The sequence below is a fragment of the Alteromonas sp. ABH4_454 genome, from assembly GCF_056311775.1.
Genome location: NZ_CM149972.1, coordinates 1,347,568 through 1,361,868, shown reverse-complemented (window position 1 = coordinate 1,361,868; position 14,301 = coordinate 1,347,568). Strand labels below are relative to the sequence as shown.

The window sequence follows — 14,301 nt, the reverse complement described above, 5'->3', positions numbered from 1 at the left end:
TTGTACCGCCGTCTACTCAGAATATACCTAAAGGCCAAAGCACATGAAGATTATTATTGACGATCTCACCGGAGGAGAAGTGCTAGCGCTTTTAGAAGAGCATTTGTCTGATATGTATGCTACATCGCCACCTGAGAGCGTGCACGCACTAGATGTTAATGCACTAAAAGCGCCTAACATTACTTTTTTTAGTGGTTGGAAGCAGCAACAGTTTGCGGGTTGTGTTGCTATTAAAGCCCTTGATACACATAGCGCAGAGCTAAAATCTATGCGAACGGCAAAGCCCTTCAGAGGATGTGGTGTGGCGTCTCAGTTATTACTTTTTGCCCTAGAACATGCGAAAATGAAAGGGTTTAGTTCGGTAAGTTTAGAAACAGGAACGCAAGACTACTTTTTAGCGGCCAGAACCCTATACAAAAAGTTTGGTTTTGTTGATTGCGGTCCATTTGGCAGTTATTCAATCGATCCCAACAGCCACTTTATGACCCGAGCGCTTTAATTTAGTATTTTAAGAGAATTCCACATGTCGTTACCTCCTTGCCCGCATTGCCAATCAGAATATGTATACGAAGACCAGTCTCTACTTATTTGCCCCGAATGTGGACACGAGTGGAACCCGAACGATGTTGAAGAAGAAGTCTCTGCAAAAGATTATAACGGTACGCCGTTAGTTGCCGGTGACAAGATAACGTTAGCAAAAGATTTGAAAGTAAAAGGCAGTTCGCTGGTACTTAAAATTGGTACCAAAGCGGTTATCCGTCATGTGAAAGATGCCAAAGACCACCAGCTAGATTGTAAAGTAGATGGTGCAGGTGAGATGATGCTTACCGCGCAGTTTGTTAAAAAGGCATAGTCAGCACTTTTTTAAAACCCCTCACCTCTTAGCGCGCTTATCATTTAGCGCATAGGGCGCACTAGCTAAATAACACTTTAGAAGTTAGCGACCTCATTAGTAATGGTTTCAGTGAGCAGGCTAATCGCTTTAGATGACACTTTCTGAGGGTTAACTAAGCAAACGCCTACATGTCCAAGTTCGGGCAAGTTTTCTGAATTAGATAAAATGTGTAATCCTGACGGTACTGAGCTTTTTGCCAGTACCGTAATGCCTAGCCCTTCATTAATAGCAGTTTGAATACCGTTTAAATCTGCAATGGTGTATACCACCTGCCACGGCTTTTTGATTGCGGATAAAAGGTTAGTGGCGCGTTTGCGATAAATACACGGTGAGGGGGCTGCAATAATAGGGAGCTTAGCAGGCACACTGTTAACAAAGCGCTGACTGCCTACCCATACCAGTTGATCTGAGATGATGAAGCCATCCTGCTGTGGATCTGGTGTTTCCTGTAATGACAAAATTAAGTCGAACTGGCTTTTCAGCGGTTCGCTCAACAAATCTTTGCTTAGCGCGCAATGCACTTCCAGCGATATTTCCGGGTAAGTTTGTGTGAACCGCCGAATGATTTTAGGCATAAGCGTGGTGCTAAATTCACTGGGAATACCTAACTTAATATTTCCGGTCACCTGAGGCTTACCGAACTCAGCCATAGCTTGGTCATTAAGGGCTACTATTTTCTCACCATATGACAACAAGCGACTACCAGCGCCGGTAAGCGCTAAACGATTTTTGTCGCGAGAAAATAACTTCTCCCCAATCATTTCTTCTAGTTTTTTAATTTGAAGGCTTATTGCAGGTTGTGTCCGTTGCAGCTGCTCGGCGCACTGTGTATAGCTTCCCGTCTGTGCGATAAGCACGAACGAGCGTAGGAAATCTATGGACAAGTTCTTCATTAGTTTGCTTTACACCTTCTTTATAGCGTCAACTATACACTGACCTTTCACCAACAAAGTTTACAGGCTTAGTCTATTAGCCACTTTTCTACAGACAAAACACAAACGCGCTGTGTTGTGCTGTGTTGTGCCAAAAGTGCAGCCGCAGGCATTTAATAAAATTATAATGCCATATTTTTTATTAATTTTATTTATTCATTTTGCACTTCTAGTATCGAATACACAACAATGAAAATTAGGAGGCAGCATGAATACGCTAAACCAAAACATTAACCAGCAAGACCCAGATATTGCCGAATTTATTGCGCAAGAAGACGAGCGCCAAGAACATCACATTGAACTAATTGCTTCAGAGAACTACACAAGCAAAGCCGTTATGCAGGCGCAGGGTAGTCAGCTAACGAATAAGTATGCAGAAGGCTATCCGGGTAAGCGCTATTACGGTGGCTGTGAAGCTGTGGACAAAGTTGAACAGCTTGCTATCGACAGAGCCAAAGCCCTGTTTGAAGCTGATTATGTAAATGTTCAGCCCCATTCTGGTTCGCAAGCGAATACTGCGGTTTACATGGCACTGCTAAGCCCTGGCGATACCATACTCGGGTTAAGTCTTGATCACGGCGGTCACCTAACCCATGGTGCAAAACCTAATTTTTCAGGAAAGCTATACAACGCCATTCAATATGGGTTAAACACCGAAACCGGTGAAATTGACTACGACCAAGTACAAGCGTTAGCTAAAGAGCATAATCCAAAGATGATTGTGGCAGGGTTTTCAGCTTATTCTCGCGTTGTCGATTGGCAAAAGTTTAGAGACATCGCCGATAGTGTAGGCGCGTATTTGCTGGTAGATATGGCACACGTTGCGGGTCTTGTGGCTGCGGGTGTCTATCCCTCTCCAATTAACGCCGCGCACGTGGTTACTACCACTACCCACAAAACACTACGAGGCCCTCGCGGCGGGCTCATTATGTGTAAGTCAAACCCTGAACTTGAAAAGAAGTTTAACTCACTTATCTTCCCGGGGATTCAGGGCGGCCCGCTGATGCACGTTATCGCGGCTAAAGCTGTTGCGTTTAAAGAAGCCATGACAGCCGAATTTAAAGCGTATCAAAAGCAAGTGGTTACCAATGCACGCGCTATGGCAGACGTATTTATGAAGCGTGGATTTGATGTGGTATCTAACGGAACTGACAACCACATGTTTTTACTAAGTCTGGTTAGTAAGGGAATGACGGGTAAAGAGGCAGACGCTATCTTAAATAGTGTGAATATTACTGTTAATAAGAATACTGTGCCTAACGACCCACAGTCGCCTTTTGTTACAAGTGGCATTCGGATAGGTACGCCAGCGGTGACTTCTCGTAATTTTAGCGAAGACGATTGTGCCCAGTTAGCTAACTGGATTTGCGATGTGATATCGGAACCTGAAGACAATAATCTTATTCAGCAAGTTAAAGATAAGGTTGCTACGCTAACTGCTGCTCGCCCTGTTTACACTCAGTAAAACCTAGCGGTTTACAAAGAGCGAACTCGTGCGTTGCAGGTAGCGACCATTACCCGCCACACGAGTTTAGCTCGTTCGTTAAACTCAATAGTTTGAACGCCCCATGCTTCTTCCATTGCATTTTGCCACACGTCACAGGTTTCGATTGTGTTGCTATACAGTGGCGCTAGCGACAAACTTATTCTTAATGACTCTAGCCATTCGGTAAATAGTGGGTCGTGCTGCCCTGTCTTGCGAAGCTGGGATAGCTGAAGCGATGCTTGCTGTTTAATGCCCTGCAAACGCTTATAAATTTCTCTCGGGTCATCCTGCTGCCCTAAAAGGTGAAGCTCCCTTTCAATATCATAGGCATTGTTCCATTGTATGGATTTCGGCTCGTCTTTTGTGCATCCCCACATTGTCATACACACGAAGCAAAGCAACACAAAGCTTATGTATTTACCTGAATGTAGTGTTGGAAATAATTTTACTATACGCACCGAATAGCCCACTCCTTTAGCAGCGTCGCTTTTAGTATAGATGAGTCTTAAATGAATACTTGGATATAATACCAATCCGCATAGATAATTGCCCACTCAGAAGGCGCTGGCAAGCTTTCTAGCGAAGCGTGGGAATGCAGGAATGGCTGTTCCCTTTCAAATTCCCAGAATGAAGCTAGGAAGCTTGCCAGACCTTCCCGAAGGGCGAGTTTAAAATGTCCGTACTCTTTGTTGTGTCACCTTGATGTAGAGCCACTATACCTTCGGTAACACGCCGCGATTACGAACATTTTAAATCTCGCTGAGTGGGTAATAATCTATACGGATTGGTATAAGTAATTAAACTAATTTACTACTGCTTGAAGAAATAAAGCACTAACCGAGGGGTTCTCATGTCTTTAGGCGCTTTCAAAAGATTCGTATTAAATTGCTGAAGTGGGCCGGCTAGCAATAGCAGTAACCGGCTGGCAAAGGTGGTGGCGAGTGAGGCTATGTTCTGGGGTAAGCCGTTAGCTAAACCACTTCCACCAAACAAATACCAAAAGAAACCCAAACAGGTAAATTAGGCCTAGCAAACTAAGTAACTTTACTACCTTATTAGGCGCGGCATCAGGGTGCAGCTTAGTTTGTGCCACCAGCTTATGATTAAGCCAAGCGAACATTGGCGTGGTTACAAAAGCTAACGTCATCGCAAAGCCTAGCATGGCCAATAGAGCAGACTTAAAAAAGAGTACAATGATAAAGCTGAATATTGCCATGAAAAGTAATACTGGTGTCACAAGTGTATTTCGGGCGGCTTTATCCTTGTTAAACAATAGCGCAATTGCTTCGGCAACCACTCGCGCGTAGCCGTCATATACCGTTAGCGCCGAGCCGAATATACATAGAAATGCCACTATCGCGATAAGCAGATGCGCCCACTCTCCGATGGTTGACGAGTACATGCTTATAAGCTGATGAGAGAAGCCAATACCACTAGTGCTGATCTCTGTGCCGCTGCCATACAGAATTAATGCTCCCAGCCCTAAAAATAACAGGGCAAGCAATACCGTTACCGCATAGCCCAAGTTGAAATCAAAAAGGGCCGACTTCGGGGTCACCGCTTGACCTTTGCACTGACGCTTTAACCAAAGAGAAGTAATAGAGGATATTTCAATAGGTGCAGGCATCCACCCCATTGTTACCACCAAAAATCCGAGCGTGGCGAGCGTCCACGGCGAAGGCTGCTCTTCGGCAGGCACCGTTGTAGCAGCATAATTACTAAGTGCAACGATAAACACTGCTATGGTTGCCACCACAAGCACGCCCATTATGCCTTTGGCAATGTTGTCGAGCCCTTCAAAATGCCCTGCCAGTAAAATCAGTAATATGAGCGCTAAAACTACTGAGGCAGACACCGCTATAGCTATATCAAATGGAATAAAATACGACAATAAACTTGCTGCAAACAGTAACAGTGCCGCAGCATTGACTACCGATGCGATAGTATTTAAGCACAAGGCAATGGCTAGGTAGCGTTTACCCATCTCTAAATAGCCTTGCTGCAGGGTTTGCTTCGTGCTGATGGTGTAACTTACGCCTGCCCTGAAAAACGGGTATTTAAGTAGGTTTACCACCAATATGAGAAGCGCTAACTGCCATCCGAATTTTGCGCCCGCCTGAGTTGAGGCCACCAAATGGCTTCCACCTACCGCCGCCGTTGCCATAAGCACACCAGGACCGAGTAATTTTAGTAAGGCGATAACGCGGGCAAGGAAGGATGTTTCAGCTGAGTACGACAAGGCAACCTCTAAATGGGCATTAGAAAATAGCCGTTAACCATATCAGTTTAGTAATCAGCAGAAAAGACACTAAGTGATGAGAAAGCAGCATGAATAAAGGTTGCGAACCGCGTTTGGTTCGCAACCTTTTTTCAATTTGAAAAGTCGTGGATTAGCACGCGTTTAGAACACGGTTGTGTGTTAGCGTCGGTCGAAATTTACCTTCTTTTGCGGGTGCTGATAATAACCTTCTTTTAGCAGTCGCTTGAAGCGAGTTAGTTTACCTTCCAACGTTAGCTCTTCTAGTCCTTTATTGAATAAAGACAAAATAAGCTGGCTATCGCCTTGCCCTTTAGGCACTAACAAATGCGTGGTTACCGTAGAGATAAAAGGTTTAATAGGCATGACATCACGACGGTCGCCACTGTTGAAATCTCGCTGTAGCAAATACCAACCGGTAAGTTCATCAATGGGGAAAACATCGATATCACCGTTTATTAGCGCTTCTAGGTTCGCTTTATCAGTCTCGCGCTCCACTACGCTTTCATTGTCTTTAATAAAGGCAGCAAGCTCATCGTTATATAAATACCCTTCTGTGATCCCCATTTTTAGACCTTGCATATCGCTAAGGTCATTCCAGCTATCGGGGCCTTTGTCGGCGTTAACGTAGAACACCAAGCTTTCTGCGCTTATCGGGTTGCTATGGAAAAATTCACTTTCTCGAGAGCGTACAAAGTTGCCGTAAGAAACCGCATCGTATTCACCTTTTAGCGTTGCTTCTAACGCTTCTTCCCACGGTAAGGATACGAACTCCACCACAACGCCCGTCTCTTTGAACGCATCGGCGATAATATGGTTTATGTAACCTTCGTGCTGCATTTCAGTTGACGTGTAAGGCGCATACTCTGTGGTCGCTATACGCAGTTTCATCCATGAATGGGCAAAACTTTGCATTGGAATTAGCGCTAGTATCAATGTCGCTATAAGTAGTAATCGCATGTCAAAGTCCTGTTATTGGTTAGAAGTAAATGCCAAGGTTGATGTTCAACCGGTGGGTAGTTTCTTGTCTACCACCTAAGTCTAGCCCAACGCCGGGGCCGCCTGAAAACCACATATTTTTGCCTTGGATACTATCTACATATACAAACAATTTATCCCAGCCAAAGCTACAGCCATTTATCCACTGAGAAGAGTTTTTCCCTTCATTTCCTTCGCCTTTGGCAACACTGTATTCTGAATAGCAGGTAAGCGATTCTATATGCGCAAACTTATAGGGCACCGAGTACACGAGGTTTGCTGAATAAGTTTTGCCGTCAGCAGCCGCCAGAAATGGAAAAGTAAAAGACGATAGTGCTATACGGTCGTCAGCCTGCCCTTCAGGTGCAGCCAGGTCGTATTCATAGTCGATATACTGTAGCTCAACTTTTACGTCACCTTGGGTATGACGCATATGAACGGCATAAGCATTCATATCACCATCGTCTAATGTATCTAAGTTTAGAATGTTACCGTACTGATACGACACACCGATATCGGTAGTCGCACCGCGAATAAAATTCGCTGAGTAGTTAGCACGTAGATTGTACTGCCCGTCTTCTTTATTTCGGTATTCCCCGTCATCTGCCACATCAAATGAGTAACGACCAAACTCAGCTGCGTCATTGTACTCATCGTTCATAAAGTAAGCGGCTTGAAAATCCCATTTGCCCCAGTCGTGATTAATTTTGACCCCAGCATCGTAGTCGTCTTCGAAGCCAAGATAGTAGTTAACTGAAAACCAAAAGTTGTTGCTGGCAAAGGGCTGTAGACCAAACGGGGTTTGCGTTATACCTGCGGTAATTTCGGTTTGGTCGTCAAAATGATATGTAAGGTCAGCGAAGCGAACGGTATCAAAATCAGTGTTCTCGTACCAGCGGTACTCTGCTTTATAGCTAAACTGGTCCGACTCGCCGGATACGCCAAGCTTGAATGATTCAAACTCAAAACCATCTCTAAACTCGGGAATTTGCCAATCTTGATGTCCGTAGTTAACCCTTACGTGACCGCTTAAATTAAAGGGGAGTTCGTCGGCTTTTACGCCGCTCGAAGCGCATGTAGCAATTGAAACTAAAGAAAATGCGGATAGTAGCTTGTTCATTACTGTTCCTGTATTGAATTTTCGGCGGGAACCCTTTGCTATAAATTGCCTCTAATGAGTAAAGGGGCGTTTAAGCGCTCAGGAATTTTTTGCACCAAAATAAATCCTTCAGTACTTACAATACTGAGCAAACCTTAAAAAAAGATCATTTGTTAAGGTCTGACTTCTGAGACTTAAGTTGAGAAATTCCGCCGCCCCGATAGGCGGCGGCATTTAAACATTGGCAGTCGAATGTTTAAAGTGAAGTGGAATGAATGTACGGTAAATAAAGAAGTTTTTGCCGTGAACGCCAGGGCTTATCTAAAATTTGAGCAACGCTTTAAAAGCAATTATAGGAAAACCTGTGAATATAGCCTGTCAGCTTTATGACTACATAGAAATAGCCTGCATGTATAAATTTGAGTTAAGCGCTGTATTAAAAAGTGGGGAACTAAAAAACGGTAAGGCATTAAATACAGTTATAGATAAACGCAATGACGCGCCAACAGAATGTATACAAATGCGCATTAACGGTAATGTAGAAAACATTGCCCTTAATGAAATCGCTCAACTTCATGCAATAACTGATAACCCGCATTTCAGCTCGGTGAGCTTTTAGGTAGTATGCCAAGTTCACTTAACCATTTTGAACTGAACCACATTTATGACACAACACCTTTCGGCGATTACCTTCTTTGTAGACGACTACGACAACGCAATTGAGTACTTCACAACGATTTTAAATTTCACCTTAACTGAAGATAAAGCAACCGGTGAAGACTCGCGCTTTGTGTTAGTAACGCCGCCAAACAGTTCAGCCAGCTTGCTGCTAGCGCAAGCTAAAAACGACGTTGAATTAGCGCTTATTGGTAACCAAGCCGCAGACAAAGTATTTTTAATTTTAAATACCGATGACTTTTGGCGCGACTTTAACGAAATGCAAAGTAAAGGCGTGGTGTTTTTAGAAACTCCCCGTGAAGAAGTTTATGGTACGGTAGCCATCTTTAAAGATAAGTTCGGCAATAAGTGGGATTTGATCCAAACCACTGAATAGCACTTTATACAAGTGCACCTTGCTTATAGCGCATTCTGTATCACAAGGTTTATTCACCCACAGTAAAGACGTAGAGGAGAAGTAAAACGTGCAGGCCATGAAACGTTCTATTATTGCAGATGTTGTTGCAATAGCGGCGATAGCACTGTTGATCACCACTACCTTTTACTGGATTGAAGCAAGACGTGAGGTCATTATTCTTTGCGACAACTTTACGCCAGGGGTGTCGAAAAAAAGCGTTGAACGCCAGCTTAACACCGCAGACTTATTGTTGTGGGATACTGAGTTTGTAGCAAATGGCAGCAAGATTGAAGCATATAGTCCACTGCACTTAGGTATCATGAAGTGCAGTGTAGAATTTAATAAGCAAGATATTGTGGTGTTCTCTATTGTGGAATAATCATTCAACCTTCAAATATTAGGAACGCATTAAGCTTTTGTAGCCATAAAGCTGAACCACCTTGGTGCAACGTTTACATCGCCGCAACACCTTATTCACCGAAGCGCTAAAAGTCGTAAAGGCAAACTTACCTTCTTACTTTTATCGCACCGACTTAACTTTTCATCTTGCTGTCACCGAATGTGCTGTAAACGTATAATTACGCAGTGTCTTCTTAACGCAAACTCTTTTTTATGCAAAAAACAAAACACAGTGTCGTCGAGGATGTTTTCGCCCTGATAAGCGCCGGCTTGTTTGTTGCTTTTGGCGTATATCTTTTTCAGTCTCAAGACCTAATGGTAGGTGGCGCGGCAGGTCTTGCGCTATTAGGTACCTATGCTTTCGACATGGACTTCGGCTTGTTATTCTTTTTGATTAACCTACCTTTCTATACCCTAGCGTGGACGCAAATTAGTAAACGTTTCACCATCAATACGTTTATCTCTGTAACCACTGTTTCGGTATTAACCGAGCAAATTCCAGCATTTGTAGATATCAGCCACGTTAACCCGTTTTTCGCAGCGGTATTTGGCGGAATTTTAATTGGTGTAGGCATGCTGATGATGTTCCGTCACAGCTCTAGCCTAGGTGGCGTTGGTATTATGGCCTTCTACTTACAGCAACGCTTTAATATCAGAGCTGGGACTTTCCAGTTAACTGTTGATAGCTGCATATTGCTTAGCGCGCTGTTTTTTATTTCGTGGCCATTAGTGCTCATCTCGATACTCGCGGCGTTTTGTTTAAATATGGTTATTTCGCTTAACCATAGACCAGAGCGTTACTTCCCGGCACCCGGAGAAGACAGTTCAGACAAGGCTAAAATAGAATCAAAAAAGGCTGACGCGAAGCGTGTGGATAGCAATGAGCACAGCAGCATAGACAGCGAGCTTCGCGCCCAAAACGGCTAAGTTGGTAGTCAGCGCCTAAGGTTTTACGTTTAGGTTTAAAGGCTTGGGCGTCTAAACAGATACTGGCAAGCTGAAAGTACTTAACCGTTCATATAAGTAGTTAATAGAAAGCCCGGTTAGGCAAACCTAACCGGGCTTTATTGTATCTTTTATTTGTATTCCTTGACGCCTACAGCAAACCTATTGCTTCTTTTGAACAGGTCTTGACGGTCGACTAACTACTCCACGATTCACTCTCGGACGAGAAAACGAAGTACGCATACAAACCTCACTTATGAGTTGATGCTCAGAACAGTTGGAGGCGAAATATTCGCCGCAATCCCATAACTAAGCCACAACAGTAAAGCCCAAATTAGGGGTAAAAGTCTCATTCTTTTAATGAATAGTGCTTTATTAAAACTTATATAAAGATTGCTCAAACTGGCACAGTGTTGAAAACTAAAGGTATTTCACAATGCGCGGTACTCGCTGAGAAACTCGCGTCATTAATTCGTAGTCGATAGTGTCTGCATTGGCTGCAACTTCCTGAATAGATACATTCTGTCCCCAAAGCTCTACTTCATCGCCCACAGCTACATTGTCGATATGCGTCACATCAATGGTGATCATGTCCATAGATACGCGGCCTGCCAAATAAGCGCGCTTCCCCCTAACCATGACTGGCGTACCGTTTTTGCAGTGCCTTGGATAGCCGTCGGCATAACCAATACCTACGGTTGCAATTTTGCTGGGTTTATTCGCCACCCAGGTTTGCCCGTACCCGATCCCCTCGCCTGCGGGTATAGTTCGCACAGCCAGTACGCTTGAGCGAAGGGTCATGGCTGGATACATTTCAACATCAATGTTTTGCGAGGTTGAAACCGCACCACCGTAAACGCCCACTCCCAACCGGTTCCACGCATTTCGACTTGCCGGCCAATTTACCGTAGCCGGAGAGTTAGCCACGCTAGTAGGTAAGCCCAATATATTTGCTATTTGATTAAACGCTTCGATTTGCGTGATAGTAAAATTATTGTTTATATCGTCAGCGCACGCAAAGTGTGTAGCAATCACTGTTTGCTCGCTGAGTAAGTGGTTGTATTTAGCAGCAATCTCTTCGATATCGGAAAGGGCAAAACCCAATCGGTGCATGCCGCTATCCACTTTAAGCCAAACATGCGGGCGTTGCTGTTCAGGGCATTGCTCTAACCATGCAAGCTGCTCTTCACAATGCATAACCAAAATACAGTTATGCTGAAACGCCATTTGGCACTCTTTTGCCTGATGAGCCCCTTCTAAAACAACGATTGGCGCGGTAATTCCCGCATCGCGAAGGGCAATAGCTTCTTCGATAATAGCGACAGCAAAACGCGAAGAAACATGCTGAAGAATACGCGCCACATTTACGGCTCCATGACCATAGGCATCAGCTTTCACCACCGCCATAGATTGGCTAGATGGCGCTAAAGCGGCAAGAGCTTTGAAATTATGTAAAATGGCGTCAGCATGAATAATAGCTTGCGTTTGTCGGCTCACTGAAAAACACGTTCCTTAAATGTTTAATGGGGAAACATATAAAGCCGAAGTGTACCACGAGAAGTGCATTGAGGGCGCAGGATTAATATTGAAAAACCGACTGTCTAACGCAAGGTTTCTTATGGTTTAAAATACCGTTATGCTTTGCGCTCGCTTATTATAATCATTTCGTCGCTTCAAGGTTTATCATGTCTTCGCACAACCCTTCTACTTCAGATTCGCCCGCAAACAGCCGTATTAAAAACAACGCGGCAGATAATGCTCCCACCGTGAACGAATTAGCTAAATCACTGAATAAAGTTGTCTCAGAAGGCAGAAATCCCAATACCTTGGATATAGACACGTTAAGTACCCAAGGCATTCTTACCCGCCTTAACAACGAGGATGCTAAAGTCGCAAACGCGGTAGCACTTCAAATACCCCAAATAGCAAAAGCGGTTGATGCCGCAACTATTAGCATTAAAAACGGCGGAAGGCTTATTTATATTGGTGCTGGGACCAGCGGCAGATTAGGCATACTAGACGCTGTTGAGTGTCGCCCTACCTTTAGTGTACCCGATGAAATGGTTGTAGGTGTCATAGCCGGCGGAGAGAAAGCCGTTCAGCACGCGGTTGAAGGCGCAGAGGACGATTTTAATGCAGGTCGAACTGACCTTGAAAGTTTATCACTAACGCAGAACGATACAGTTATAGGTCTATCAGTTAGCGGTCGCACACCCTATGTAAGTGGAGCATTGGAATATGCCCATTCCCTTGGCTGCTTTACCGGCGCTATTGCTTGTAGCCCTAACGCTGCTATTTTTGAAAATGCTGACGCGGCCATATGCCCCGTTGTCGGTCCTGAAGCACTTACCGGCAGCACACGTATGAAGTCGGGTACGGCACAAAAGCTTATACTTAATATGATTAGCACCAGCGCTATGATTAAGCTGGGAAAAACCTACCAAAATTTGATGGTAGATGTGAATGCTACTAACGAAAAACTAAAAGCTCGTGCCCTTCGCATTGTTATGCAGGCTACCGACTGTAGTGAAGATGCCGCTTTAGCAGCACTTAGTGCATGCAACAACAAAGCGAAGGTCGCCATTTTAATGGTACTAACAGGGCAAACCGCAGAGCAGGCAGCCGCACAGCTGTGTGCTAACGATGGCTACTTACGTAAAGCCGTTGAAGAAAGTAAATAGCTAAGGTGCTTCTCTGCAATAAGAGATTGCAATAAGGCACTGCAATAAGGGGGTTCGGTTTAGTCACTATGAGCACAAATATTACACGTTATACAAAGAGCGCATTAATTGTCGCCTTTATCTTGCTGGTCAGTTTTTCCTTCTTGACCTCATGTGCGCAAAACAGCTTATCTACACATGTATATACAACTGATAGTGACAGTTTAAAAGCAAAACAAAGTGGGCTGGTTAATGAAGACTTAAACGCCAATCAACTTGCTGTAGGTGCTGAACGCTATTCAAAATACCTCCCTTTGTTAGAAGGTAAGCGAGTTAGTTTGGTAGTGAACCAAAGCTCTTTAGTTAGAAATGATTTGGTTAGAAATAACCAGATAACTGGGCATTCAGGACCGATAAAAGAAAACCAACCCTATCAGCATTTGGTAGATGCCCTATTGCAACGTAACATTGACCTAGTAAGCATTATGTCACCCGAGCACGGATTTAGAGGGGATAAAGGCGCAGGTGAAAAGGTAAATAGCGATATTGATGCTAAAACAGGTTTACCTATTCATTCGCTTTACGGGGCAACTAAAAAGCCCACGACGGCTATGCTGGAAAATACCGACGTAATTGTTTTCGATATTCAGGATGTAGGCGTACGTTTTTACACATACTTAAGTACGTTGCACTATGTAATGGAAGCCGCTTTTGCCCAAGGCATTCAGGTTGTGGTGCTAGATAGACCAAACCCTAATGGCCGATATGTCGACGGCCCAGTGCTAAAGCCCGCATTTTCATCGTTTATTGGCATGCACCCTATTCCCGTTTTGCACGGCATGACATTAGGTGAACTTGCTCAAATGATCGTTGGAGAGCGCTGGTTAGATATTGAGGCAACTAACTACAACCAAGCAAAACTTACCGTAGTGCCGGTAGAAGATTATAAACGCACTGCGCATTATTCCCTGCCGGTGGCACCTAGCCCTAACTTACCAAACGATTTATCTATCCAGCTATACCCCACGCTATGCTTTTTCGAGGGAACCGATGTTAGCATTGGCCGTGGTACTGATTTTCCATTTCAGCTTATTGGTCACCCTAATATTGCATTTGGTGAATCTCAAATAATGGTAAAAGCAAATAGTGCAGCGCCTCACCCTAAACATGAAAACACCTTACTAAATGCACACGTATTTACCCGCGCAGATCTTATCGACGCTGAATATATGGACTTGGAAAACTCAAGCCTTAAGTTGCAGAATCGAGAAGGTTCACCAATTAGTGGATTAGAAATAGAAACCTTGATTGATGCCTATTCTCGCTTTTCTGAATACAACCGAAATGCCACCGCCAGTGGAATTTCTACAGAAACATTTTTCACCCGCCCACAGTTTTTCGATAAATTAGCGGGTACTGATGCGCTAAGAATACAAATCCAAACCGGGAAAACATCTGCTGAGATTCGCCAAAGCTGGCAAAAAAGTTTGAACACGTTCAGAGAAAAAAGAAAGCCATATCTACTTTATGAAGACACCGAACGACGTCAAGAATAACTCATGTAGGCTTGCCAAT

Annotated in this window: 15 protein-coding genes; 9 read left to right on the top strand and 6 right to left on the bottom strand. The window is 44.0% G+C overall.

Annotation, left to right across the window (positions count from 1 at the left end):
* Positions 1–43: 43 nt before the first annotated feature.
* Positions 44–499 (top strand): GNAT family N-acetyltransferase, encoded by a 456-nt coding sequence (locus ACYX4W_RS06000; RefSeq protein WP_476074975.1) that lies wholly within the window; start codon positions 44–46, stop codon positions 497–499.
* Positions 500–523: 24 nt separating this feature from the next.
* Positions 524–853 (top strand): zinc ribbon domain-containing protein YjdM, encoded by a 330-nt coding sequence (locus tag ACYX4W_RS05995; protein ID WP_474808935.1) that lies wholly within the window; start codon positions 524–526, stop codon positions 851–853.
* Between the two features lie 77 nt (positions 854–930).
* Here the strand turns inward: ACYX4W_RS05995 and ACYX4W_RS05990 are convergent, their stop codons facing one another.
* Positions 931–1,788 (bottom strand): LysR family transcriptional regulator, encoded by an 858-nt coding sequence (locus tag ACYX4W_RS05990; protein WP_474808937.1) that lies wholly within the window; start codon positions 1,786–1,788, stop codon positions 931–933.
* A gap of 247 nt (positions 1,789–2,035) precedes the next feature.
* Between ACYX4W_RS05990 and glyA the strand changes: the two genes are divergently transcribed.
* Entirely contained in the window at positions 2,036–3,292 is a 1,257-nt protein-coding gene (gene glyA / locus ACYX4W_RS05985) for a serine hydroxymethyltransferase (RefSeq protein WP_476074974.1), read from the top strand.
* A gap of 11 nt (positions 3,293–3,303) precedes the next feature.
* On the opposite strand, the gene ACYX4W_RS05980 is transcribed toward glyA, so the two are convergent.
* From ACYX4W_RS05980 to ACYX4W_RS05965, 4 genes are all read right to left on the bottom strand, one after another.
* The gene (locus ACYX4W_RS05980) at positions 3,304–3,771 is read right to left on the bottom strand and encodes a hypothetical protein (protein WP_476074973.1); all 468 of its coding nucleotides are present in this window, start codon (positions 3,769–3,771) and stop codon (positions 3,304–3,306) included.
* A 509-nt stretch (positions 3,772–4,280) separates the two neighbouring features.
* Entirely contained in the window at positions 4,281–5,552 is a 1,272-nt protein-coding gene (locus ACYX4W_RS05975; protein WP_476074972.1) for an NRAMP family divalent metal transporter, read from the bottom strand.
* Between the two features lie 180 nt (positions 5,553–5,732).
* Positions 5,733–6,530, bottom strand: a complete 798-nt coding sequence (locus ACYX4W_RS05970; protein WP_476074971.1) for a substrate-binding periplasmic protein — start codon at positions 6,528–6,530, stop codon at positions 5,733–5,735.
* A gap of 19 nt (positions 6,531–6,549) precedes the next feature.
* Positions 6,550–7,668: a hypothetical protein gene (locus ACYX4W_RS05965; RefSeq protein ID WP_476074970.1), complete on the bottom strand. Its 1,119-nt coding sequence runs from the start codon at positions 7,666–7,668 to the stop codon at positions 6,550–6,552.
* A 343-nt stretch (positions 7,669–8,011) separates the two neighbouring features.
* Here ACYX4W_RS05965 and ACYX4W_RS05960 point away from each other — a divergent pair, with 343 nt between their 5' ends.
* The 4 genes from ACYX4W_RS05960 (at position 8,012) to ACYX4W_RS05945 (ending at position 10,048) form a co-directional block, all read left to right on the top strand.
* Entirely contained in the window at positions 8,012–8,266 is a 255-nt protein-coding gene (locus ACYX4W_RS05960; RefSeq protein ID WP_476074969.1) for a Rho-binding antiterminator, read from the top strand.
* Between the two features lie 45 nt (positions 8,267–8,311).
* Positions 8,312–8,701, top strand: a complete 390-nt coding sequence (locus tag ACYX4W_RS05955; RefSeq protein WP_476055081.1) for a VOC family protein — start codon at positions 8,312–8,314, stop codon at positions 8,699–8,701.
* An 88-nt stretch (positions 8,702–8,789) separates the two neighbouring features.
* The gene (locus ACYX4W_RS05950; RefSeq protein ID WP_179982234.1) at positions 8,790–9,101 is read left to right on the top strand and encodes a hypothetical protein; all 312 of its coding nucleotides are present in this window, start codon (positions 8,790–8,792) and stop codon (positions 9,099–9,101) included.
* Positions 9,102–9,334: 233 nt separating this feature from the next.
* Positions 9,335–10,048, top strand: a complete 714-nt coding sequence (locus ACYX4W_RS05945) for a YitT family protein (RefSeq protein ID WP_476074968.1) — start codon at positions 9,335–9,337, stop codon at positions 10,046–10,048.
* A gap of 438 nt (positions 10,049–10,486) precedes the next feature.
* Here ACYX4W_RS05945 and alr read toward each other — a convergent pair whose 3' ends face one another.
* Positions 10,487–11,563 carry an alanine racemase gene (gene alr / locus ACYX4W_RS05940; RefSeq protein WP_476074967.1) on the bottom strand — a complete coding sequence of 359 codons (1,077 nt, stop codon included), beginning with the start codon at positions 11,561–11,563 and terminating at the stop codon, positions 10,487–10,489.
* Between the two features lie 188 nt (positions 11,564–11,751).
* Here alr and murQ point away from each other — a divergent pair, with 188 nt between their 5' ends.
* The gene (murQ, locus tag ACYX4W_RS05935) at positions 11,752–12,747 is read left to right on the top strand and encodes an N-acetylmuramic acid 6-phosphate etherase (RefSeq protein WP_476074966.1); all 996 of its coding nucleotides are present in this window, start codon (positions 11,752–11,754) and stop codon (positions 12,745–12,747) included.
* Positions 12,748–12,815: 68 nt separating this feature from the next.
* Positions 12,816–14,282 carry an exo-beta-N-acetylmuramidase NamZ family protein gene (locus tag ACYX4W_RS05930; protein WP_476074965.1) on the top strand — a complete coding sequence of 489 codons (1,467 nt, stop codon included), beginning with the start codon at positions 12,816–12,818 and terminating at the stop codon, positions 14,280–14,282.
* The last annotated feature ends 19 nt before the right edge of the window (positions 14,283–14,301 follow it).